22 protein-coding genes and 1 tRNA gene are annotated in these 21,586 nt (G+C 65.8%); 8 read left to right on the forward strand and 15 right to left on the reverse strand.

Annotated elements, in window-relative coordinates:
• Window positions 1-10: 10 nt before the first annotated feature.
• On the reverse strand, window positions 11-850 hold the full coding sequence (locus O3932_RS06820; RefSeq protein ID WP_371537203.1) for a general stress protein: 840 nt from the start codon (window positions 848-850) through the stop codon (window positions 11-13).
• A gap of 104 nt (window positions 851-954) precedes the next feature.
• Between O3932_RS06820 and O3932_RS06825 the strand changes: the two genes are divergently transcribed.
• From O3932_RS06825 to O3932_RS06840, 4 genes are all read left to right on the forward strand, one after another.
• Window positions 955-2,259, forward strand: coding sequence for a magnesium transporter MgtE N-terminal domain-containing protein (locus tag O3932_RS06825; RefSeq protein ID WP_009647264.1), 1,305 nt, complete (start codon window positions 955-957; stop codon window positions 2,257-2,259).
• The gene (locus tag O3932_RS06830) at window positions 2,252-2,809 is read left to right on the forward strand and encodes a DUF1003 domain-containing protein (RefSeq protein WP_009647261.1); all 558 of its coding nucleotides are present in this window, start codon (window positions 2,252-2,254) and stop codon (window positions 2,807-2,809) included. Before O3932_RS06825 ends, O3932_RS06830 begins: the two co-directional genes overlap by 8 nt.
• Window positions 2,810-2,854: 45 nt before the next feature.
• Window positions 2,855-3,985, forward strand: a complete 1,131-nt coding sequence (locus O3932_RS06835; RefSeq protein ID WP_371537206.1) for an Mrp/NBP35 family ATP-binding protein — start codon at window positions 2,855-2,857, stop codon at window positions 3,983-3,985.
• Between the two features lie 242 nt (window positions 3,986-4,227).
• Window positions 4,228-4,857, forward strand: coding sequence for an O-methyltransferase (locus O3932_RS06840; RefSeq protein ID WP_034504737.1), 630 nt, complete (start codon window positions 4,228-4,230; stop codon window positions 4,855-4,857).
• Window positions 4,858-5,127: 270 nt separating this feature from the next.
• On the opposite strand, the gene O3932_RS06845 is transcribed toward O3932_RS06840, so the two are convergent.
• The 3 genes from O3932_RS06845 to dapE all read right to left on the reverse strand — a co-directional run bounded on the left by O3932_RS06845 (window position 5,128) and on the right by dapE (window position 7,408).
• On the reverse strand, window positions 5,128-5,292 hold the full coding sequence (locus O3932_RS06845; protein WP_009647963.1) for a DUF3117 domain-containing protein: 165 nt from the start codon (window positions 5,290-5,292) through the stop codon (window positions 5,128-5,130).
• Between the two features lie 193 nt (window positions 5,293-5,485).
• Entirely contained in the window at window positions 5,486-6,211 is a 726-nt protein-coding gene (locus O3932_RS06850) for a TIGR00730 family Rossman fold protein (RefSeq protein ID WP_009647949.1), read from the reverse strand.
• Window positions 6,212-6,259: 48 nt separating this feature from the next.
• Entirely contained in the window at window positions 6,260-7,408 is a 1,149-nt protein-coding gene (gene dapE / locus O3932_RS06855; RefSeq protein ID WP_371537210.1) for a succinyl-diaminopimelate desuccinylase, read from the reverse strand.
• A gap of 136 nt (window positions 7,409-7,544) precedes the next feature.
• On the opposite strand from dapE, the gene O3932_RS06860 reads away from it, so the two are divergent.
• From O3932_RS06860 to O3932_RS06870, 3 genes are all read left to right on the forward strand, one after another.
• Window positions 7,545-8,321 (forward strand): phosphomannomutase, encoded by a 777-nt coding sequence (locus O3932_RS06860; protein WP_371537213.1) that lies wholly within the window; start codon window positions 7,545-7,547, stop codon window positions 8,319-8,321.
• Between the two features lie 185 nt (window positions 8,322-8,506).
• A complete protein-coding gene (locus O3932_RS06865) occupies window positions 8,507-9,475 on the forward strand; it encodes a DNA cytosine methyltransferase (protein ID WP_299239673.1) in 969 nt (322 codons plus the stop codon).
• Window positions 9,472-10,332, forward strand: coding sequence for an NgoMIV family type II restriction endonuclease (locus tag O3932_RS06870; RefSeq protein ID WP_296503635.1), 861 nt, complete (start codon window positions 9,472-9,474; stop codon window positions 10,330-10,332). Before O3932_RS06865 ends, O3932_RS06870 begins: the two co-directional genes overlap by 4 nt.
• A 75-nt stretch (window positions 10,333-10,407) precedes the next feature.
• Here the strand turns inward: O3932_RS06870 and O3932_RS06875 are convergent, their stop codons facing one another.
• The 6 genes from O3932_RS06875 to O3932_RS06900 form a co-directional block, all read right to left on the reverse strand.
• The gene (locus O3932_RS06875) at window positions 10,408-11,586 is read right to left on the reverse strand and encodes a BMP family ABC transporter substrate-binding protein (protein ID WP_296503632.1); all 1,179 of its coding nucleotides are present in this window, start codon (window positions 11,584-11,586) and stop codon (window positions 10,408-10,410) included.
• A gap of 163 nt (window positions 11,587-11,749) precedes the next feature.
• Window positions 11,750-12,868 (reverse strand): mannose-1-phosphate guanylyltransferase, encoded by a 1,119-nt coding sequence (locus O3932_RS06880; RefSeq protein ID WP_314735820.1) that lies wholly within the window; start codon window positions 12,866-12,868, stop codon window positions 11,750-11,752.
• A gap of 79 nt (window positions 12,869-12,947) precedes the next feature.
• On the reverse strand, window positions 12,948-13,544 hold the full coding sequence (locus O3932_RS06885; protein ID WP_009647951.1) for a 50S ribosomal protein L25/general stress protein Ctc: 597 nt from the start codon (window positions 13,542-13,544) through the stop codon (window positions 12,948-12,950).
• 166 nt (window positions 13,545-13,710) lie between these two features.
• Complete coding sequence (locus O3932_RS06890; protein WP_371537218.1) at window positions 13,711-14,682, reverse strand: ribose-phosphate diphosphokinase; 972 nt, start codon at window positions 14,680-14,682, stop codon at window positions 13,711-13,713.
• Between the two features lie 24 nt (window positions 14,683-14,706).
• Entirely contained in the window at window positions 14,707-15,756 is a 1,050-nt protein-coding gene (locus O3932_RS06895) for a bifunctional N-acetylglucosamine-1-phosphate uridyltransferase/glucosamine-1-phosphate acetyltransferase (RefSeq protein ID WP_299239661.1), read from the reverse strand.
• A gap of 43 nt (window positions 15,757-15,799) precedes the next feature.
• Window positions 15,800-15,870 (reverse strand) — tRNA-Gln (locus O3932_RS06900).
• Window positions 15,871-15,981: 111 nt separating this feature from the next.
• On the opposite strand from O3932_RS06900, the gene O3932_RS06905 reads away from it, so the two are divergent.
• Window positions 15,982-16,614: a TetR/AcrR family transcriptional regulator gene (locus tag O3932_RS06905; RefSeq protein ID WP_296503622.1), complete on the forward strand. Its 633-nt coding sequence runs from the start codon at window positions 15,982-15,984 to the stop codon at window positions 16,612-16,614.
• Between the two features lie 74 nt (window positions 16,615-16,688).
• Here O3932_RS06905 and O3932_RS06910 read toward each other — a convergent pair whose 3' ends face one another.
• The 5 genes from O3932_RS06910 to O3932_RS06930 all read right to left on the reverse strand — a co-directional run bounded on the left by O3932_RS06910 (window position 16,689) and on the right by O3932_RS06930 (window position 21,571).
• Entirely contained in the window at window positions 16,689-16,964 is a 276-nt protein-coding gene (locus O3932_RS06910) for a DUF1540 domain-containing protein (protein ID WP_009647950.1), read from the reverse strand.
• Between the two features lie 435 nt (window positions 16,965-17,399).
• Complete coding sequence (locus O3932_RS06915; protein WP_371537221.1) at window positions 17,400-18,041, reverse strand: hypothetical protein; 642 nt, start codon at window positions 18,039-18,041, stop codon at window positions 17,400-17,402.
• A 5-nt stretch (window positions 18,042-18,046) separates the two neighbouring features.
• Window positions 18,047-18,568 carry a glycosyl hydrolase family 28-related protein gene (locus tag O3932_RS06920; RefSeq protein WP_371537224.1) on the reverse strand — a complete coding sequence of 174 codons (522 nt, stop codon included), beginning with the start codon at window positions 18,566-18,568 and terminating at the stop codon, window positions 18,047-18,049.
• A 91-nt stretch (window positions 18,569-18,659) separates the two neighbouring features.
• Window positions 18,660-20,594 carry an ABC-F family ATP-binding cassette domain-containing protein gene (locus O3932_RS06925; protein WP_371537226.1) on the reverse strand — a complete coding sequence of 645 codons (1,935 nt, stop codon included), beginning with the start codon at window positions 20,592-20,594 and terminating at the stop codon, window positions 18,660-18,662.
• Window positions 20,594-21,571, reverse strand: coding sequence for a 4-(cytidine 5'-diphospho)-2-C-methyl-D-erythritol kinase (locus tag O3932_RS06930; protein WP_371537229.1), 978 nt, complete (start codon window positions 21,569-21,571; stop codon window positions 20,594-20,596). The genes O3932_RS06925 and O3932_RS06930 overlap by 1 nt, the downstream gene beginning before the upstream one ends.
• Window positions 21,572-21,586 lie beyond the last annotated feature (15 nt).

Consider the following 21,586-nt stretch of genomic DNA (forward strand, 5'->3'; position numbering starts at 1 on the left):
AGCGCGCCGCTTAGGAACGCTGATCCGACGCCTCGGCCTGGTCTCCCTCAGGGGACGAGGCCGGGGCGTCGTCGCATCCTTCAGACGCGGGCTGAGCGGGTGCGGGCTGTGCGGGCGCGGGCTGTGCGGGCGCGGGCTGAGCGGGTGCCGCAGTCTGCGCCGCTTCGCTCTCCGACGCGGAGGACACCGGGGAGACGGCCTGCGTGACCTGCGAGGGTGCCACGGCCTCGTTCGTGCTCGACGCAGCCGAGGCCTCGGGTGCCGCGCTCGGGATATCCCCCTCCTTGGTCGCAGCGCCAAAACGCGGACGTCCGTCGGGGAAGAAGCCGACAGAGTCTTTCTTCGGGCGCTCTGTCACCTCGCGCGCACGCTTAGGGCGCGCCATATTGCCTGGCGTGCGCTGCAGGAGCGTGAACGCGCGGTCGATGTCCGAGGCCGCCAAGATCGCGTAGCGCTCGGCAACGACCTGCTGAGAGGACAGGAGGTCACGGTTGCGGCCTCGCAGAATAAACGCCAGTGCAGACAGGGCCATGCCGATAAGCGCACCGATGACGATGCCGCCCACCACCCAGGTGCCCGTGCCGCCAGCGTTCTGCCCCGCGGACATGAACATGCCCGCAAGCGCACCCCACAATCCGCCGCTGGACGCACCCGACATGGACGCCCGAGCAATCGTCAGGCGACCCGTCACGCGCTCCACCATGTGCAGATCCGTGCCGACGATCGTGATCGACGAAACGTCGAAACCGTAATCGGACAGGAAATCAACACCCGCTCGAGCCTGCGCGTAGGTCTGGTAGGACGCAACCTCCGTACCCGTCGGCATCTTCGGTTCCATCACAATGGCCATTTCTCTCTCCAATCACCACAGCAACGGTGGCGTGGGACGCATTGTCCACCCGGCACCGGTTCTCCATTACGACGCATTGAACATCATCAGCCTAAAATGATTAAGTGAGCATTGCATCTATTGAGGTTGGCACCAAGGGCCGACGCGTCTACATCGGAAAGCTTGCCGGCACCGGCGTTTTCGACCCTTTGGGCGACCAAGTCGGCAAGATTCACGATGTCGTTGTCATCTTTCGGCTGAAATCTGAAGCCAATGTCATCGGCTTCGTCGTCGAGGTCGGCCCACGCAAACGCGTGTTCCTGCCGCTGACCCGCGTGACGTCCATCGAAGCCGGATCGGTCATCACGACGGGCCTGCTCAACATCCGATCCTTCACACAGCGCCCCATCGAGACCCTGGTGCTATCCGAACTCTTCGACCGCGTCGTCACCATGAACGACGGCTCCGGCCAAGTGCGCATCCTCGACGTTGCCATGCGTCAGCGTCGCCCCAAGGACTGGGTGATCTCCACGCTGCACGTCCAGCGCGTGCGCACCTCGTCCCTCGGCTTCACGCGCAGCGGTGAGACCCTGACGGTCGACGTGACCGAGGTGTCAGGCCTGCTCAAGACCAACTCGAATCAATCAGCCACCGCCCTGCTGCAGTACACCGAGGACATGCGCGCCGCTGACCTCGCGGACTTCATCCACAGCCTCCCCCAGGACCGCAAGATCGCAGTTGCGCAGCAGCTGACCGACGCACGCCTTGCCGACGTACTCGAAGAACTCGGTGACGACGACCGCGTAGCGATCGTCTCTGCTCTCCAGGCCGCACGAGCCGCCGACGTTCTCGACGTCATGCAGCCCGACGACGCCGCCGACCTCGTCGCCGAACTACCCACCGCCAAAGCGCAGTCCCTGCTGGCCCTCATGGAACCCGAAGAGGCCGAGGACGTGCGCCGACTCATGACCTACGAGGAGTCCACTGCGGGTTCGCTCATGACCACCGAACCGGTCATTTTCGGCCCCACCGCCACCGTCGCGCAGATGCTCGCCGCAGTGCGCCGCGAGGACATCCCCGCCTCCATCGCAACCGTCGCCTTCATCGCGCGCCCACCCCAGGAGACCCCAACCGGCCAATACCTGGGCATGGTCCACATCCAACGCGCGCTGCGCGAACCACCGCAGACCCTGCTCGGCACGATTCTCGACCGCGACATCGAGGCTGTGGACCCCAACGCGCACATCGCGAAGGTGACCCGACTGCTGGCCACCTACAACCTGACGGTTCTTCCCGTCGTTGACGAGGACGGGCACCTACACGGCGCCGTCTCGGTCGACGACGTGCTCGACGAACTGCTGCCCGAAGACTGGCGCGATTTCGATGACGACGTCACCGACCGCATGATGGCAAGGAGCATCGATGGCTGATCGTCTCGACAACCCGCTCGAAAAGCGCCGCGGGTTCTTCCGTCGCCCGGGCTCCGGCGGAGGCGACGGCTTCGGTCGTTTCGCCGAGGCCACCGCACGCTTCATGGGGTCCCCCCGCTTCGTCCTCTACATGACGATCTTCGTCGTCGCCTGGATTACCGCAAACCTCGTGCTCGCTGGTATCAGCGTAGAATCCGCGTGGGACCCCTACCCCTTCATTCTGCTGAACCTCGCGTTCTCAACCCAGGCCTCGTACTCGGCCCCGCTCATTATGCTCGCGCAGAACCGCCAAGACGCGCGCGACCGCGTCGTCGCCGAACAGGACCGCCTGCGCGCCGAACGCAACCTCGCCGACACCGAGTACCTGGCCCGTGAGATCGCCGGCCTGCGCCTGGCCCTCCAGGACGTCGCCACGCGCGACTTCGTGCGCTCCGAACTGCGCGACATGCTCGAGGATCTGCGAGCCGAGATCGCCGCGGACGCCGCCAAGGCCTCGGACACCGACACGGACGGTCACCAGGACACGGAAGGACATTCTCAGGCCGACTAACCTCCCCCCTAGAAGATGGGTGCACCGGCCAGTAGAGTGGAGTCCATGCCAGTCACGCTTGAATCCGTCATGGACGCTCTCGGCCAGGTTATCGACCCCGAGATCCGTCGTCCCATCACCGACCTCAACATGGTGACCCCCGACCTGGTCACCATCGATGGCTCGTCCGTCGCGATCAAGGTCCTGCTCACCACCGCCGGGTGCCCGCTGCGCACCCAGATCACGAAGGACGTCTCCGAGCGCGTGGGTGCCCTCGACGGCGTCGAGAACGTCACCGTCGAAATGGGCGTCATGGACGAGGACCAGAAGAAGGCGCTGCGCGAAAAACTCAACGGCGGTCGCCCCGAGCGCGAAATCCCGTTCTCGCGTCCCGACTCACTGACCCGCGTCATCGCCGTCACCTCCGGTAAGGGAGGCGTCGGCAAGTCTTCCATGACCGCGAATCTGGCCGCCGCGCTCGCCGCGCAGGGCCTCAAGGTTGGTGTCATGGACGCCGACATCTACGGCTTCTCCATTCCCCGCATGCTCGGCGTCGACCATGACCCGCAGGTCATCGACGGCATGATGATCCCGCCCGTGGGCGTCGGCGGCATCAAGGTCATCTCCATCGGCATGTTCGTGCCCGACGGCCAGGCCGTCGTGTGGCGCGGCCCCATGCTGCACCGCGCCCTTCAGCAGTTCCTCGCCGACGTCTTCTGGGGCGACCTGGATGTCCTTCTCATCGATATGCCTCCCGGCACGGGTGACGTCGCGATCTCCATCGCCCAGCTGCTGCCCAACTCCGAAATCCTCGTTGTGACGACACCGCAGGTCGCCGCCGCCGAGGTCGCTGAGCGCGCCGGTTCCATCGCCGCCCAGACGAACCAGAAGGTCATCGGCGTCGTCGAAAACATGTCCTTCCTGCCCCAGCCCGACGGCTCGCGCCTGGAAATCTTCGGCGCGGGCGGCGGCGAATCCGTATCCGCGCGCCTGACCGCCCAGCTCGGCTACTCGGTGCCGCTCCTGGCCCAGGTGCCCCTCGACATCGCGCTGCGCGAGGGCGGCGACCGCGGCGAACCCGTCGCCGTCGCCTCCGGGCCGGCCGCCGAGGTCCTCACCGCCCTCGGCATGACCCTCGCGTCGGTCAACCGAGGCCTCGCCGGGCGCCCCCTCGGGGTCTCCCCCATCCGGCACTGACAAGCCCCGTCAGCGCGCACCACGGCCTCGTCCTCATCGACGAGGCCGTGGTTGCGTCGCGCAGAGTCCCTCCTTTTCGAGGGCCTTCAGCACGCACGCGTTTTGGTGTCGTCTCCTTTTTAGCGGGAGACCGGAGCGCCAACGCGCCCGCGTCACGCCTCGCCTGTACCCTGATGGCTGGAGAGGGGCGCACACGTGTGGACGCACCTACCCGAGGCGACCGAGGAAACGTGAGGATAGCGATGGCGGATAAGGCCCAGACTTGGGTGTATACCGAAGACTACGTGGCAGAGAGCAATGCTCTGGCTGCCGCGCGCGCTGTTGCATCCGAACTTGGAGCCGCCCCCGTTTCCTCCGGTACCGGAGCCGCCCTGCGGATGCTCGCCGCCGTCGCAGGCGCGCGCGCAGTCCTCGAAGTGGGCACGGGTGCCGGTGTGTCAGGCCTGTGGCTCCTGGACGGCATGGCCCGCGACGGCGTCCTCACAACCATCGACGTCGAGTCCGAGCTACTGGGCTACGCACGCCGCAACTTCGCAGCCGCCGGCCTGTCCTCCCACCGCACGCGCCTCATCGCCGGGCGCGCCCTCGACGTGCTGCCCCGTATGGCGGCGCGCGGCTACGACATGGTTGTCCTCGACGGCGACCTGGATGAGACACCGCAGTACCTGGACCACGCCGTGCGTATTGTCCGTCCCGGCGGCACCATCGCCTTCGTGCACGCCCTGTGGCACGACCAGGTCGCCGACCCCGCACGCCGCGACGCACGCACCGTCGTCGCCCGCGAGGTCGTCAACTACCTGCGAGACTCCGATGAGTTCGTGCCCACCCTCCTGCCCGTCGGAGATGGCCTGGCGGTCGCAGTCAAGCGCTGACGGCGCTTCGCGTGCCATCTGGGCGCCCTCTGTTCCGCACGCAAACCCTCTGTTCCATACGTGGGCAACCCCGCCGACGCTCCGATCAGCGGGTTCACGTGCGGAAGAGAGGTCCCAGGCCCCGAATAGCAGGCCCCGCAGCGGCCGGACACCACAGGCACCGCGGCGGCCGCACACCGGACGCAACACGGGGAGACACATCGCAGGCACCAAACGGCGACACAAAAGCGGTGGGACAGGCCATGCCCGTCCCACCGCAGTTCTGCTTATTCAGATTGCCGCAGTCAGCACCGCGGCGAGTTCGCCGGCTTCCTGCGGACTCATCTCGATAACGAGGCGACCGCCCCCTTCGGTGGGAATACGAACGACAATGCCGCGACCTTCAGCGGTCGCTTCGAGGGGGCCATCCCCCGTGCGAGGTTTCATCGCTGCCATGTTGAGGGCTCCTTCTCAGAGTTCTGCCGCCGCCACCTGCGGCGGAGCACCTCATCAATCTTACCGGATAACTGATAATTTTCCTTGGCAGGTTACACAGCCTTACACATAGAAACTCAGCCATCAGATTAATTTTGTGTGGCAATTGAACGGTTTCTCCTCGTCAACCCCCCTCACACTCACGCATCAGCAACTAAGCACCCGTCGCCAGGCGCACCGCCTCCTCCGGATCATCAACAACGTGCAGCAGATCGACGTCACCCGGAGAAATCATGCCCGCGTCCACCATCGAGGAACGGATCCACTCGACCAAGCCCGACCAGTACTCGGTGCCCACAAGCACGAGGGGGAAGGAACGAATCTTGCCGGTCTGTACCAGGGTCGCCGACTCGAAGAGTTCGTCCATTGTGCCGAAACCGCCCGGCATGACGATAAAGCCCTGCGAGTACTTGACGAACATGGTCTTGCGTGCAAAGAAGTACCGGAAGTTCACACCGCGGTTGATCCACTGGTTCATGCCCTGCTCGTGCGGCAGCTCGATGCCCAGGCCCACGGAGATACCGCCTGCCTCCCACGCGCCACGGTTCGCGGCCTCCATCACGCCCGGGCCACCGCCCGTAATGACCGCGTAGCCGCGCTGAACCAGGAGTTCGCCGATCCGCTGAGCACACTGGTACCAGGGTTCGTCCGGGCGCGTACGCGCGGAACCGAACACGGAAATGGCGGGGCCGACCTTCGCCAGGGCCTCGAACCCTTCGACGAACTCGGACTGGATCCGCAGAACGCGCCAGGGGTCCGTGTGTTTCCAGTCCGCGCTGTGTTCGGTCTGAAGCAGCGAAGCATCGGCCGTCAGGCGCGGGATCTGGTCCCCGCGCAGAACGACGGATCCGCGGCGGTAGGTCTCTTCAGGGGTAGTCATGGTCTCTCCTGACGGTCAACGTGGGTGGGGCGCGGCGTGCCTGGCCCGCTACTGCGCGAGCAGGAAGGCACGCAGGGTCTCGTGCACCCTGACAATATCCGATACGGGCGCGTGTTCGTCGCGCGTGTGCGCGAGTAGCGGATCGCCCGGCCCAAAGTTCATCGCGGGCACTCCCACCTGCGTAAAGCGGGCAACGTCCGTCCACCCGACCTTCGCGCTGAGCGCGAGCTGAACCCCGGCCTCGTCCGCGACGCGACGGGCGACGGACAGGAAGCGCTCGGCGACGGGCGAGTCCGCCCCGGGCCGCGCACCCTCGCACAGGTCATCGACCTCGATGGTTGCGCCGGTTCCTTCGAAGAGACCGCGCACCCATTCCAAGGCGTCGTCGGCGCGTTTGGAGGGCGCGAAGCGGTAGTTGACGGTCATGGAGGCGGCCTCGGGGATGACGTTGTTCGCAATGCCGCCCTCGACGCGCACGACGGAGAGGGATTCGCGGAATTCGAGGCCGTCAACCACCTCGATGGGGTTACCGAAGGACACGATACGCTCGATGACGGGGGCCATCGCGTGAATCGCGTTAACGCCCATCCAGGCGCGCGCCGAGTGCGCGGCACGTCCCGGGAAGTGCGCGATGACGCGCAGAGTTCCGTTGCAGCCGCCTTCGACGTGCGCGGCAGTGGGTTCGCCCAGCAGAGCGAGGTCGCCGGCGAGCCACTGCGGGTACAGGCGCTGGATGCGGCCCAAGCCGTTGAGGTGCGAGGCGACCTCCTCGTGGTCGTAGAAAATCCACGTGACGTCTGCGGTGAGCGCCTCGCGTGCGCCGCCCCTGATCACAGCACCGGCCTCGCATGCGAGAGCTAGGGCGGCCGCACAGCCGCCGAGCATGTCGACTGAGCCACGCCCCCACACGACCTCGACGCCGTCGCGCACCTCGAGGCGTCCAGGAACGTTCTCAGCGATGGGAACCGTGTCCAGGTGCCCGGCAAGGACGACGCGCTGCGGCAGCCCGAGGTGGGTCCGCGCGCACACCGCATCCCCGTCGCGCAGGATCTCCAGGGTGTCCACCGAGCCGAAGCCCGCGCCACGCAGCGCCGCCTCGACCGCGTCCGCGAGGGGTCCTTCCTCTCCCGACACCGAGGGGATATCGATCATCTGGCGCGTCAGCGAGAGCGCATCGGTCGCGTCCGTGAGCTGCATGGGTCCTCCTTTGTGATTGCTTCCAGGATACCGGCGCACTCCCCCACCTGCGTCTGTGCGCACGCTGTGCGAGAGACGCAACCTCTTCGTCTCACTCCGTTTTTGCGAGTCCGCTTCATAGTGTTACCCTCAGCACATGACACGCTGTGCTGGCCCGTCGCTGTTTGCGGGTATCGCTTCTTTCTTGTCCGCCGCTACCCGTGGTCGATTCCGCCTGATCATCGGATACGAGGCTTCGCACACCGGGGATCTTGCCCGCGATGGTGCCGCAATCATCGAAGGATTGGGCGGTCATGCTCTGCTCATGCCGCGCGCACTACCGGCACCGCTGACGGCTTTCTCGGTGCGCATGGTCATGGCCGACGGCGCGCTCTACATCCGCAGCAGCGGCGAGGCACTGATCTATCTGGGTGGGCGCGCGGTCGACCGCTCGCGTGAGGGTGCGCTCGCCTCCGAGGCCGAACTCTCTCTCATCGACGAGGCCGCGGCCGCGGTCAGCGACGAGGCCGCCCTCCCCCGCGCCGAGGGGGGCTGGGAGTGTGTGGGCGAGGGCATGATCGGCGCCTACGTGGATCGCACGGTCTCACGCATCTCATCCCTATCCGACACCACGCACGTGCCCACACCCGTGTCCGTCGAGGACCCCACGGGCCTCCTGACCTCCCTGTTGGAACGCCTGGGCGTCCCCATTGACGAGGCCGGGGCGGGCCTGTCACTGCGCGTGTGCTGCGAGGGACGAACGCTTTGTTCTTCTCTGTCCGAGGAGCAGGTGCGTACCGCCCTGGGTGAGGCGCTGGCAACGAGTCCCGCGATCCCGGCGGGCCGGGGACTGTACTGCGTGGATCCGGCCTTCGTTATGGACGCCGACGCGATCAGTGCAGGCGCGGCCCTCGCGCTCCTCGCGCCGTGCTAAGCGGTAGGCCGAGTTACGTCCTCATGAGGTGAAGACATGGGGACGCAGATGTGCATGCTCACCCGTAGCCTGCGTATATGAGTGAGAACACCCCACCTCTGGTCGCCATTTCGCGCTTTGATCAGCCCTCCGCATTCGCCGCTCCCCTACAATCGTCCGGTAGACAAAGCGGCGGAAGGTGGGACATGCCCCTGACATCGATCGAGATCTGTGCGGGCGCGGGCGGGCAGGCGCTCGGACTCGAGCAGGCTGGCTTCGATCACGTGGCCGTCGTCGAAATCGACCACCACGCCTGTAACACGCTGCGCGAGAACCGTCCGGCATGGAACGTCATCGAGGGCGACGTTGTTCCCTGGATCAAGGAGCACGCTCACGACTTCGCTGGCGTTGACCTGGTGGCTGGCGGTGTGCCCTGCCCGCCTTTTTCCTACGCGGGCAAGCAGCTAGGCCCCGATGACGAGCGCGATCTCTTCCCCGCCATGATTGAGCTTGTACGCATCGTGCGGCCGCGCGCCATCATGATCGAGAATGTACGCGGGCTTCTGGACCCAAAGTTCGAGAAGTACCGTGCTGGAGTCGAGGAGCACCTGCGAGAGATCGGTTATTCCCTCCAATGGAAGCTCCTTCAAGCCTCTGATTTCGGTGTCCCGCAGCTGCGTCCACGCGTCATTGCCGTTGGATTCCGTGAGGATATTGAGGCTTCCTTCGAGTACCCCGAGCCCCTGTCCGAAGCGCCACCCACGGTCGGAGAGGCGCTCAGCGACCTGATGGCGGCGCGCGGTTGGACGGGTGCGGCACAGTGGGCGAAACGCGCCAATCGCATCGCACCGACGCTCGTGGGTGGCTCCAAGAAGCACGGCGGTCCCGACCTGGGACCCACCCGAGCCAGGCGCGCTTGGGCTGAGCTGGGCGTCAATGGCTCCACGATTGCGCCCGAGGCCCCTGATCCTGACTTTCAGGGGGACCCACGCCTGACGGTCCGCATGGCCGCCCGCATCCAAGGATTCCCCGACGATTGGGCGATCACGGGTGCGAAGACTAACGCGTACCGTCAGGTTGGCAACGCGTTCCCACCGCCAGTTGCCCGCGCGGTTGGCATCGCAATCGCCTCTGCTCTCAGGGCAGACAGTCGTGGGCAGGAGGCTGTCGCATGAGCATCAATCTCCTCGACGAGCGTCGGTTTTTCCACCGTCAGCTCACGCAGACGCGCACTCTGTCGATTAACGCGGAGGGGGTGGCAAGCAACGCCGACAAGTCTCAGCGTTTGTCCTGCGAGGTCGCACTGTCCATCGCCCGTCGCCTCGGTGCTGCGGAAGGCGTACGCAAGCTGGACGGACAAAGTGCCGGCAAGAACTTTGAGGCGGCAGTCGCTGCCTTCGTCAGTGCAACCTTCCCCGCATTGTCCGTGCTGCGTCCAGGCCAGTGGGAGGTCCTCAACGTTGGGAGCACGCGTCAGGGGCAATTCCTTGCCCAGTTTGAACCCTATCGCCACTTGAGCGAACTGACTGAGGCGATTGCACGGAATCCGACGCTGGCGACCGTCCTCGGTAACTCCTACGATATCTCTCCTGACGTCTTGGTTTTGCGTCACCCCGTTCAGCCACAGGTATTGGCGGAGTCCGGGATCGTCATTGACGGGGCCGCTGAATATTCTCCTCTAATCTCTCGTTACTCCCACGCCCCCATCGTGCACGCGGTCATCTCATGCAAGTGGACGCTGCGTTCGGATCGCGCTCAAAACGCTCGCTCTGAGGCGTTGAACCTGATCCGGAATCGCAAAGGTCGCACCCCGCACATCATGGTTGTCACGGGTGAACCCGCACCGTCGAGGCTCGCCTCCCTCGCACTGGGAACAGGCGACATCGACACCATGTATCATGTCGCGCTTCCCGAATTGGTCGAGGCCACCCACGCCTCAAGCAACGCCGAGGCCATTAAGACGCTGGACAACCTCATCGACGGTCAGCGTCTGCGTGACATCGCCGATTTACCCCTCGACTTGGCGATCTAACGACGCACCCCTGGCGCGAACAATGGTGCCCCGGGCGCTCTCGCGCCCGGGGCACCACTCACAGCACGTTTCACCTCACACGTCGAAAGGCGTGGAAATCACCATGCCGCCCGTCTCGATCTGGCCGGCCATGTCGGACAGGCCCAGCTTCAGGTCAGAAGACAGCATCGGCGTGTAGGCACCAAATCCGGTGAGGATCACGCCGCCGGACACTAGCGACACGGGGACAGTCGACGCAGGCGCGCCTGCCGTGGCATCGGAAATGAGCGTGTCCATTGCAGCGGAGTAGTCGAGAACAATACCGGTCAGCACGGGCGCACCAATAGACGAGCGCACCGCGTCGGTGATCTGGATGTAGCTGAACGAGTCGGAGAAAGACTGCGTGTCGACCTGCTCGACCACCTGCGGACCGGCCTGGCCCGACATGGGCGACTCGGCGGAGACGGCCTCGTCGCGAGTCAGACCCTTAAGGTCAGCCTTCGTCAAGCCCGACCAAATGAGACGCACCATCGGGTTGCCAGCCGCAGCGACAGCGCGCGCGGCACCCGCGTTGTTCTCTCCAGCGAGGGGCAAGATGATGTCGGCACCCTGCGCAATGAAGTTGGCGGCAGTAGCCTCAACGTTCTCGGCGCTGTCGACGAATGTCCCTTCCTTGGAGGCGTTGTTCCACCCCAGGATGGTGATAGACGTGCCCTTCGCAAGATTGTAGGCGTCGACGCCTTCCGCGAAAGCATCCATCTGCGACGCGGTGACGTTGTCACGCGACCCGCCGATGACAGCAAGCGTACCCGTCGTGGTCATGCCGGCCGACGCGTAGCCAGCCAGGTAGGCGGCCTCGGAGGCCCTGACGTTGATGACGGAACCGTTCTTGAGGGAGGTGGGATTGTTCTTCGCATCCGTGAACGAGGCACCGACGAGCGCGAAACGGACCTTCGGGTTGGCGCGCGCGGCCTCGGAAAGAGACGAGGCCGTGGTGGAGTCGGTGCCGACGATCAGCGTGCAGCCGGAGGCCGCGAGCGAGGCCGGTGCTGCCTCACCCGATCCGGCCTGATAGGTGATCGACGCCTTGTTCGCGGCATCCGCGAGGGCACGCGCGACGGGGTCCGTCGCGGGGTCCATGTGGGCACTCGAGGTAGCGGCGCAGACCTTCGCGGACGCGGCCGGGGTAGCGCCGGGCGTCGGCGAGCATGCACTCATAGCCAGAGCGGCCACCGTGGCCGTAGTAGCGAAGGCGGCGAAGGTCCGCTTGTTCACGTCTCATCCCTTTCGTCGGGGCGTTTTTCTGCCCAACACGGTACCAGCCGAGCCGCGCGCAACGCCGCCCGGGGCGGTGCACTTCACCCGATAGCATACACTCGAAGGGGGCGCGGAATCACCGTGAGTCACGGAGCCACTCGCTCCGCCTAGTGGAGGGCTGTCAGAGTAAGTCGGAGCGACCGGCCTCGGCAAGCGTATCGACGACGGACTTGACGGCCTGCGCACATTCTAGGCGCGTCACGAGGATCGCGTCAGAGGTCAGGGCCACTGCGACGTCGGGCACCCCAACGAGGGCGACGAGTGGGCCATCCTCACCCACGGATCCGTAGACGGCGGCACCCTCAGAGTCGATGCGGATGGCCTCACCGAGGTTCCCCGCAGCGGCAGCGATACCGGTCAGCGCCTCAAAGTCGCCCAGGTCCGTCCAGCCGAGGGCGGCGTCAGCGGGAACGACGGCCACTCCCCCGTCGGCAGCAACGGGTTCAGCGATGGCGTGATCGATGGCGATCTTGGTTAGGTGCGGCCAGTTCTCCTCCAGCGTCGCCTCGAACTGCGGTGTTCCCCACGAGCGCGCAATAGTCTCTAGGCGCGCGTGCAGGTCGGGCATGAGTCGGGCCAGGTGGGAGGCCAGGACACCCGCAGACATGATGAACATGCCCGCGTTCCACAGGTAGCCCTGGGACACGTAGCGGGCAGCAGTGTCCGCATCGGGCTTTTCGACGAACTCGGCGACCCGGCGGGCACGCCCGGCAGCGCCAGCCGCCCCGGCCTCGTCCTCACCGAACAGAGCAGGTCCGGGCGCGATGTAGCCGTAAGCGGTCGAGGCCTCGGTGGGCGTCAGCCCAATCGTCACGACGTATCCGTCGCGCGCGGCACCAATCGCGGTTGCAACGGCGGCGCGCAGCAGCTCGGGGCGCGCAATCAGGTGGTCGGCGGCGAACGAGCCGACGATGGCATCGTCCCCAAAGCGCTCACGCACGACGTAGGCGGCCAATCCGATCGCGGCCATGGAATCGCGCCCCGATGGTTCGATGAGGAGCGTCCGCTCCTGCGAGGAAGCGAACTCGGGAAGCTGGGCGAGTACGCCATCGCGGTGCGCTTGACCGGTCACGATGGTCACGGACGAGGCCGCAGAAGCCAGGCGGTCCACCGTACCCTGCAGGAGGGTGCGGCCCGTGCCCGCTAGGTCGAGGAGGAACTTGGGACGGCGACGCCGCGACAGCGGCCACAGGCGGGTGCCGGCACCGCCGGCGGGGATGATCACGTGGAGGTCACTCATGCCCCCAGTATCGCAGATACGACGAGGGAGCGAGGCCAAAGCCTCGCCCCCTCACCGGAAAACGTCTGCTACGCGGGCCTCACTCGGCGTCGCCCGCAGCAGCGGCCTCTTCGGAGGCTTCCTCAGCCTCTTCAGCGGCGGCTTCCTGGACGGACACGATGACCGTCTCAGCGTCAAGCTCCACCTCAACGCCGGCGGGCAGCTTGAGGTCGGAGACGTGCACGGCGGAACCGGCCTCAATGCCCTCGATGGAGACCTCGACGTGCTCGGGGATGGAGGTGGCGGGAGCCTTCACCAGGATGGCGAACTCCTCCAGGGAGTGGACGGTGCCGGGGACGGGCTCGCCGATCACGACGACGGGAACCTCAACGTCGACCTTCTCGCCGGCCTTGACGGCCTGGAAGTCGGCGTGCAGAATGTCGCGGCGCACGGGGTGAACCTGAACGTCCTTGACGAGGGCCAGCTGGGACTTGCCGTCGATCTTCAGCTCAACGAGCGCGTTCTTGTTGCCGCGGACGATCAGGAACAGATCGTGACCGGGAACGTCGAGGTGACGGGGTTCTTCGCCGTGGCCGTAGAGGACCGTGGGGACCTTGCCGGCGCGGCGGGCGCGGCGGGAGGCACCCTTACCGAACTCGGAACGCTCTTCGGCAAGCAGGACGGGGTTGTCGCTCATGTGTTTTCCTTCGTATCTCAGGTCCGGCGTCGGTGTCGGCAGAGTGAAGGAAGCGCGGCGCGCATCAATTCAGGCCCTGTCGATAACGGCGGATACGGATCCGCCCTCGCCGGAGCAACCCAAACAGGGTACCTCACGACGAGGGCGGATGTGAAGTGGGAAGCCGTCAGTTAAACAGCGATGTGACCGAACCGTCTTCGAAGACCTCGTGAATCGCGCGAGCCAGGAGCGGCGCGATAGACAGGACGGTGAGCTGCTCGAAGCGCTTCTCAGCAGGGATCGGCAGGGTGTCGGTGACGACAACCTCGGCGGCTCCGGACTCGGAGAGACGCTTGGTAGCCGGGTCGGAGAGGATACCGTGGGTGGCCACAACGATCACCTTCTTGGCACCGGCGTTGGTGAGGACGTTGATTGCCTCGGTGATCGTACCGGCGGTGTCGATCATGTCATCGACCAGGACGCATTCCTTGCCAGCGACATCGCCGACGACGCGGTTCGCGACGGCAACGTTCGGGCGAGTCGTGTCGCGGGTCTTGTGAACGAAGGCCAGGGGTGCGCCGCCCAGCTTCTTCGACCACTTTTCGGCAACGCGGATGCGGCCTGCATCCGGGGAGACAATGGCCGTGTTGGACAGGTCGACGCGGCCGCGCACGTAGTCCACGAGGACCGGCATGGCGAAGAGATGATCGACTGGCCCATCGAAGAAGCCCTGCTCCTGCGAGGCGTGCAGGTCCACGCTCATGATGCGGTCGGCACCGGCGGTGCGGTACAGGTCGGCCATCAGGCGGGCGGAGATAGGCTCGCGGCCCTGGTGCTTCTTGTCCTGACGGGAGTAGGGGTAGAAGGGAGCGACCACGGTGATGCGCTTCGCGGAAGCGCGCTTCGCAGCATCAATCATGATGAGCTGCTCCATGAGCCACTTGTTGATGTCGCCCGCGATGGACTGCAGGACGAACACGTCGGCGCCGCGAACGGACTCGTTGAAGCGCACGTAAATCTCGCCGGAGGCGAAGTCGTAGGCCGTCACCGGCGAAACCCCACATCCGATTTCCTCGCCCACGGCATGAGCCAGGTCCATGTGAGCTCGTCCGGAAACGAGGACGAGGTTCTTTTCTCCAGTGGTCACCAGTCCGCTCATACGGTGGTCTCTCCTTGTGTTGGATCAGGCGCGAGGCGCCGCGATCAGTGTGCCGATGGTGCTGTAAGGCTTAACCATCGTATCGGCTGCGACGCAGCCCTGACCGATCCACGCGGCGGGAACCACAGCGCGATCCCCGATTTCCGCATCAATCAGCGTGGCGTTAGGACCGATTTCACAGTTATCACCAACGCGTGTGGTACCCCGCAGGCAGGTGCCGGGGTAGATCGTGGTGTCCGCGCCGACCCTCACATCGACATCGACCCAGGTGGAGGCCGGATCGACGATGGTCACGCCGGAGCGCATGAGCGCCTCGCAGAGACGCTTGTTGAGTTCCGCGCCCAGCTCAGCGAGTTGGACACGGTCGTTCGCACCGGCGCTCTGCCAGTGATCGGTGAGTTCCAGGGCACCGGCGGTGCGGCCCGCGGGAGCCGCTGCAGCCAGCACGTCAGTCAGGTACACCTCGCCCTGGTCGTTGTCAGTCCCCAGGGAGGACAGAGCATCGCGCAGGAACTGCGCATCGAACGCGTAGATACCCGCGTTGATCTCGTTGATCGCGGCCTGCTCGGGTGTCGCGTCGCGCTGCTCAACGATGGCGGTGACCGTGCCGGAGGCGTCGCGGATGATGCGCCCGTAGCCGGTGGGATCCTCGACGCGCGAAGTCAGGACAGTGACGGCGTGCCCCGCACCCTCATGGGTGGCGACCAGCTCGGCCAGGGTGTCCGTCGACAGGAGAGGAACATCGCCGTAGGTGACGACAATTGTGCCGGGCGCGGGGGCGACTGCGGCGTCGAGGGCCTCGAGGCCGCACTGGACGGCGCGACCGGTGCCGGGAATCTCATCCTGGTCGGCGATGATGGCGGCCGGACTCACGCGCGCGATTTCTGCGGCGACAACCTCGCGCTGGTGGCGCACGACGGCGACCAAATGCTCAGGGTCGAGGCCGTGAGCAGCGCGCAGAGCGTGTCCGATCATGGACAGGCCAGCGAGGGGATGCACAACCTTCGGGAGGGCTGATTTCATGCGCGTTCCCTGACCGGCGGCCAGGACGATGACGGCGGCGGGGCGAGACATATTCCTCCTCAAAGGGTTAACAGATCCGATACGGATCTAATCGCTCCGCCCCTAGGATTCGAACCTAGACTAAAGGCACCAAAAACCTCTGTGCTGCCGTTACACCAAGGCGGAATGCGTCCACAGTGATAATACCCGGACCTTATGGGCGCTTTCAAACGCGGCACTCCCCCGCGCCCGAACCACCCGCCCCGCCCATGCCTCGTCCCGTGTGATACTGGAGGCATGGCTGAGAAGAGGACACGCATGAGCGGCTTCGCGCGCCGCGAGCAGCTGGTGGCCGTGGGGCGCTCTCTGTTCGCCGAAAAGGGCTTCGGGGCAACCAGCGTCGAAGAGATCGCCGCACGCGCGAAAGTCTCCAAGCCCGTCATTTACGAGCACTTCGGCGGCAAGGAAGGCCTGTACGCCGTCATCGTGGACCGCGAGGTACAGGCCCTCATTTTCTCCCTCCAGTCCTCCCTGGAGTCGTCCGAGCGCCCGCGCCTCATCCTGGAGAACGCGACCCTGGGTTTGCTCGACTATATCGAGCGCAACACGGACGGCTTCCGCGTGCTGGTGCGCGACGCCCCCTCGGATCGAACGGCGGGGTCGTTTTCCTCAATCATGGGCGACGTCGCAACGCGCGTCGAGCACATCATCGCCGCTCAATTCAAGCGTTCGAACTTCAATACCACCTGGTCGCCGCTGTACGCACAGATGCTCGTCGGCCTCATCGCGCAGGTCGGACAGTGGTGGCTCGATGACCGGCGCATGAAGAAGGACGAGGTTGCCGCACACGTCGTCAACCTCATCTGGAACGGCCAGCGTGGCCTAAGTCCCCACCCCACGCTTCGGGTGCGCTCGGGCGACGGACGCTAGGTGCTCCTCGATGAGACATACGACGAGGCCGTGGCGGGTAATCCCTGCCACGGCCTCGTTCGCCTGTGGTGCGCTCAGCGCGCCTCGTAGGAGAGGCAGTCCGCGGTGCCCGCGCCGACCGAGATGGAGGCGGCGGTGCACTCGAGAGCGTTGTTGTGGGCGCAGTCGGCCTTCTGGCAGGCGCCAACGAAGGATTCGGCCTTGGCAAGGCCGCCCTTGACGGTCAGCGGGATGAAGGTCGTGCAGGAAGTCGAGTAGCCGACGGTGATTGCGGCGGCTCCGCAGCTCTTCTCCTTGTTGTAGGAGCAGTCGAGGACGGAGCAGTCGAGGATGCGGGGCATATCTGCCATTGGAGTGTCCTTTACAACGTGGCCCCGTGGGGCCTCTTGATTGCCGGTCGCGACCGGGTTGGCCGCGCTGTTGACTCCAGTGATACGCCTTTTCGCAACATGTGCAAGACAAGCGGTTTTTCGTTGCAATTCCAATACTATATACCGCGCATGCGGGAACTAATTTCGCACTTTTACCATCACTAATTACGTAAATAAAACAGGCATTTCTTTTGCGTAATTCGGGTAGGTGAGCCTGTGCTGTTCATCTTTGCCACACCTATGATGGGAGCCGCTCAGGCCTCCACATCAACCACCTCGCACACCGGACAGAAGCCGCTACGGAGGATCCGCATTCACCCACGGCACCACGGCCTCGTCCATGGCGAGCATGACGCAACTCGCCCGCGCTACCGAGGCAGCGCGGGCGATTGCGACAACGAAAACGGAGTCAGGTCACTTCGCGGACCAGAAACGAATCACGACCGTCGTTCCATCGTCGGCTGGCTGCGAGCGCGCCAGATCACCGACGAACGTGTAGGAACCCGAAAAATCAGTCGAGGAGGCGGGTAGGTACTGGGGCACGTCACCGGTCGCGACGTTGTAAACCCGAGCATTCCCTTCCTGCGAATACTCCATGTCGCCGGTCAGTTCGACGCCATCAGCCTTCGAGATCCAGTAGCGGTGAGTCGTGCCGTCAGGGCCACCCTCCTCACCCTGGAACCAATAGAGGCTGAAATCATCCGTCTCCGGGATGCCACGAACAACCGAGCCGTTGACCTGCGCATAGTTCACGACTTGGCTCTTGGCGGTGTATCCGGCCTCGTCGTCACGCTTGTTATCGCGCAGCGTGATGCCGCGGGAAGACAGAGCACTCTCGCCGAGGCCAAAGTCGGCGCGTATCTCCTCGGCGTAGGGGCGCACGATAACGTTGTCGGTGACGGAGACGTTGCGAATGTCCCCCTTGACTTCCTGAAAGTCGATCGCGCCGCGCGTATTGCCGTAGAAATCGTTTGTCGTGCCCGAGCGCACCAGCTTGTTGTGAGCGATCGTGATGCCACCATCCGTGTTCAGGTCAAAGTTGTGGCCATCAAACACGGTGTTCAGGCGGATGCCAGCGCCGGAGAAATTGTTGACGAGCAGGTTGTCACGAATGGCGTGTGACTTGCCTCCGAAGATACCGATACCCGAGGCCCGCCAGCCTGGTCGGACGTGAAGCGCAGGTTCGTGTACCACATGCCCGCACCCTGGATCGTCAGATCGGAATGATCGAGGCTGATCTTTCGTCCCAGCTCCCAGGTTCCCGCAGGGATGTAGACCATCTTGGAGGAGGTGTTCGCCGCCTCATTCATCGCCCAGATAAGCGCATCAGAATCATCCACGCCATCGCCGGGCTGTGCACCCTGGTAGTCGGCGATGCTGACAGCGTCAGCCGGACGCTGAATTTCAGGTAGCGCCTCCTCAAGCTCAATGAAGTCGATGCCGTAGGCGTTCTGGTCGTCCCCCACCTTGACGATCTGAATATGGTCGCCCTTGTGGACCTGGCGGTTGAGCAGGGTGTGAGCCTCGTCGAAACGGAAGCGTGCGCTCGTGGAGGAGGGGGCTTGACCGGGTTCGTCGTACACGTGATCGCCGCCGACGTACTGCCAGGCTGTCTCGGAGGACAGGTCGAGGGTCGCAGTTCAGCAGTGGGTCGCGGCACCCGCCACACCCGTTTTACTCAGCCGCCTCAGCAGCTTCCAACCAGGCCTCCTCCAGCCCGTCAATCTCCCCCACGATGTCCTGATGCTGCGCGGACACCTTCGTCAATTCTGAGACGGCCGACGCGTCCGTGGCCACCTTGATCGACAGCTTCTCCAGCTTCGCCTCCAGGTTCGAGGCCTCGGCGCGCAGGCGATCCAACTTGCGTTCGATGCGGGCCAGCTCCTTCTTGGCCGCGCGCCGCGCCGCAGCGTCACTCACGCCGCCGCGAGCGCTTCCCTGCCCCGCATTCTCCCCGCCCGAGGAGGCGTCCGCGGGTTGCGCGGCGGAGCGGGAGGCGGAGCCGGCCTCGTCGGTGCGAGTGGACGAACCGAACGCCCCGAAGTCGCCGGAGGCGCGCATCTGCAGGTACTGCTCGACGCCACCGGGCAGCGCGCGGATCTGGCCGTCGCCGAGGAGGGCGACCTGGTGGTCGGTGACGCGCTCAAGGAGGTAGCGGTCGTGGGAGACAACGACGAGCGTGCCCGGGAAGGTGTCGAGCAGGTCCTCCATGGATGCCAGGGTGTCGGTATCCAGGTCGTTCGTGGGCTCGTCGAGGAGCAGCACGTTAGGCTGGCTCATGAGCAGGCGCATGAGCTGGAGGCGGCGGCGCTCGCCGCCCGAGATTTCGCTGATGCGCGTGTAGGCGCGGGTGCGCGTGAAGCCCATGCGTTCGGTCATCTGCGAGGCGCTGACCTCTTTGCCGTCCACGACGACGCTCTGGGCGACGTCGGCGACGGCCTCGACGACACGCATGTCGGCCAGCGCGTCGAGCTCGTGGGTGTCCTGGGAGAGGGTGGCGACCTGGACGGTCTTGCCGCGCTTGACGCGCCCCGAGGTGGGCTCGAGGTCGCCGCGCAGCAGATTGAGGATCGTCGTCTTGCCGGCGCCGTTGACGCCGACGATGCCGACGCGCTCGGCGGGGGCTAGGCGCCAGGTGACGCCCTGAAGGATGTCCAGGCGCGAGCCGTCGGGGCGCGTGAAGGACACGGAGACGTCCTCGAGGTCAATGACGTCCTTGCCCAGGCGCGCGGTCGCCATCTTGACCAGCTCAACGGTGTCGCGCGGGGGCGGCACGTCGGCGATAAGGGCCTCGGCGGCAGCGATGTGGAACTTCGGCTTCGATGTGCGGGCGGGGGCGCCGCGGCGCAGCCACGCGAGTTCCTTGGTCAGCAGGTTGGCGCGCTTAGCAGCAGCAACGTCGGCCTGGCGCACGCGCTCGGCCCGGGCCAGCGTGTAGGCGGCGTAGGAGCCGTCGTAGATTTCGACGTGCCCGGCGATCTGCGGACGGTCACCACCCGGGTCAACGCCGGGAACGACCTCCCAGATGTGCTCGCACACGGCGTCGAGGAACCAGCGGTCGTGGGTGACGGCAAGGAGCGCTCCGGACGCGCCGGGGCGAGCGAAGCGGGCGTTCAGGTGAGCGGCCAGCCAGGCAACGCCCTCGACGTCGAGGTGGTTGGTGGGTTCGTCCAGGCACACGATGTCGGCGGTGGCCGCGAGGACGCGGGCCAGGGCGACGCGGCGGCGCTGCCCGCCCGACAGGGTACCGACGAGCGCGACGGGGTCGATGTCGGCGAGGAGGCCGGCGTGAATGTCGCGCACGGCCGGGTCGGAGGCCCACTCGTACTCCTCCAAGCCGGGGTGAACGGCCTCGATGACCGTGTCCTCGGGGGTGAGCGTGTCCGTCTGGGTGAGGACGGCGACGCGCACGCCGTCGCGCCGGGTCACCACTCCCCCGTCGGGTTCCTGTGTGCCGGCAACGATGCGCAGGAGCGTGGACTTTCCCGCGCCGTTCGGGCCAAGGATGCCGACGCGGCTGCCGTCGTCGAGGCCGACCGTGACCCCTTCGAGGAGCTTGCGCGACCCCGCGAGGGCGCCGACGTTCTGTGTTCCGAGCAGGTGCGCCATCAGATGGCCTCCGTCGATTCGATGCGGGCACCGCAGGCGGGCCCGTGGGCGGGGATTGCGCGCGCGACCGTGGGCGCGTCGCTCAGGGTGGCCGCGAGGGTGTGGGCATGCTCAGCGTCACGCGCGAGGGCTGCGACGGTCGGGCCAGACCCGGACAGCGTGACGGCCAGGGCACCCGCATCCGTCGCCGCGGCGATGGTCTCGGTCAGCTCGGGCCGCAGGCGCAGGGCGGGGGCCTGCAGGTCATTGACGAGGCAGTGGCGAAGGCTCTCGGGTCCCGCGCACAGGGCGGCAACCTCCTCGGGGGAGGGTTCGACCAGAGCGGGCGCTTGCTCCGCATCGATTCGATCGAACTCGCGGAAAACTGACGGGGTGGACAGGCCCTCACGGGCGAGGAGCATGACCCAGTGATGCTGTGCCCCGGCCTCGTCCCCCTTACGTAGAACGCTCATGTGGTCGCCGCGCCCGGTTCCCAGAGCAATACCGCCCGCCAGGCACGCGGGAACGTCTGCACCCAGAGTGCGACCGATCGTCTCCAGCTGATCGGCACCCAGGCCCAGCTCCCACAGCTCGTTGCAAGCCACGAGCGCGGCTGCCGCGTCAGCGGATCCGCCGGCCATGCCGCCGGCGACGGGGACTCGCTTGTCGACGCGGATGCTCAGGCCCGCGGCTGTCGAGGCCCAGGGGCCTGCGGCGGCGAGGCGCTGGAGGACACGCGCGGCGCGCACGGCCAAGTGGGTCTGTGGATCCAGGTCGGCCATGGCACGGGTCGTCGCCTCGTCGACGCTGCCGTCGGGCAGGTACGCGATTGTCTCAACGCGCACTCCGGGTGCCTTGGAGGTGCGCACGGTGACAGTTTCGCGCAGGTTCAGGGCCTCGAAGACCGTGACGAGGGGGTGGTAGCCGTCGGGCGTGGGTGCGCCCACGCGCAGGGTCAAGTTGACTTTTCCGGGCGCGCTGGCGCGCACTTCACGCATGGCGTTCCTTCTTCC

This window comes from Pauljensenia sp. 20925_1_25 (assembly GCF_041433955.1).
In the GTDB taxonomy this organism is placed as follows: domain Bacteria; phylum Actinomycetota; class Actinomycetes; order Actinomycetales; family Actinomycetaceae; genus Pauljensenia.

Coding starts and splice junctions, on each gene's coding strand:
- O3932_RS06820 (WP_371537203.1), bottom strand. CDS start 850: ATGGCCATTGTGATGGAACCGAAGATGCCGACGGGTACGGAGGTTGCG.
- O3932_RS06830 (WP_009647261.1), top strand. CDS start 2,252: ATGGCTGATCGTCTCGACAACCCGCTCGAAAAGCGCCGCGGGTTCTTC.
- O3932_RS06835 (WP_371537206.1), top strand. CDS start 2,855: ATGCCAGTCACGCTTGAATCCGTCATGGACGCTCTCGGCCAGGTTATC.
- O3932_RS06840 (WP_034504737.1), top strand. CDS start 4,228: ATGGCGGATAAGGCCCAGACTTGGGTGTATACCGAAGACTACGTGGCA.
- O3932_RS06845 (WP_009647963.1), bottom strand. CDS start 5,292: ATGGCAGCGATGAAACCTCGCACGGGGGATGGCCCCCTCGAAGCGACC.
- O3932_RS06850 (WP_009647949.1), bottom strand. CDS start 6,211: ATGACTACCCCTGAAGAGACCTACCGCCGCGGATCCGTCGTTCTGCGC.
- dapE (WP_371537210.1), bottom strand. CDS start 7,408: ATGCAGCTCACGGACGCGACCGATGCGCTCTCGCTGACGCGCCAGATG.
- O3932_RS06860 (WP_371537213.1), top strand. CDS start 7,545: ATGACACGCTGTGCTGGCCCGTCGCTGTTTGCGGGTATCGCTTCTTTC.
- O3932_RS06865 (WP_299239673.1), top strand. CDS start 8,507: ATGCCCCTGACATCGATCGAGATCTGTGCGGGCGCGGGCGGGCAGGCG.
- O3932_RS06870 (WP_296503635.1), top strand. CDS start 9,472: ATGAGCATCAATCTCCTCGACGAGCGTCGGTTTTTCCACCGTCAGCTC.
- O3932_RS06880 (WP_314735820.1), bottom strand. CDS start 12,868: ATGAGTGACCTCCACGTGATCATCCCCGCCGGCGGTGCCGGCACCCGC.
- O3932_RS06885 (WP_009647951.1), bottom strand. CDS start 13,544: ATGAGCGACAACCCCGTCCTGCTTGCCGAAGAGCGTTCCGAGTTCGGT.
- O3932_RS06890 (WP_371537218.1), bottom strand. CDS start 14,682: ATGAGCGGACTGGTGACCACTGGAGAAAAGAACCTCGTCCTCGTTTCC.
- O3932_RS06895 (WP_299239661.1), bottom strand. CDS start 15,756: ATGTCTCGCCCCGCCGCCGTCATCGTCCTGGCCGCCGGTCAGGGAACG.
- O3932_RS06905 (WP_296503622.1), top strand. CDS start 15,982: ATGGCTGAGAAGAGGACACGCATGAGCGGCTTCGCGCGCCGCGAGCAG.
- O3932_RS06910 (WP_009647950.1), bottom strand. CDS start 16,964: ATGGCAGATATGCCCCGCATCCTCGACTGCTCCGTCCTCGACTGCTCC.
- O3932_RS06925 (WP_371537226.1), bottom strand. CDS start 20,594: ATGGCGCACCTGCTCGGAACACAGAACGTCGGCGCCCTCGCGGGGTCG.
- O3932_RS06930 (WP_371537229.1), bottom strand. CDS start 21,571: ATGCGTGAAGTGCGCGCCAGCGCGCCCGGAAAAGTCAACTTGACCCTG.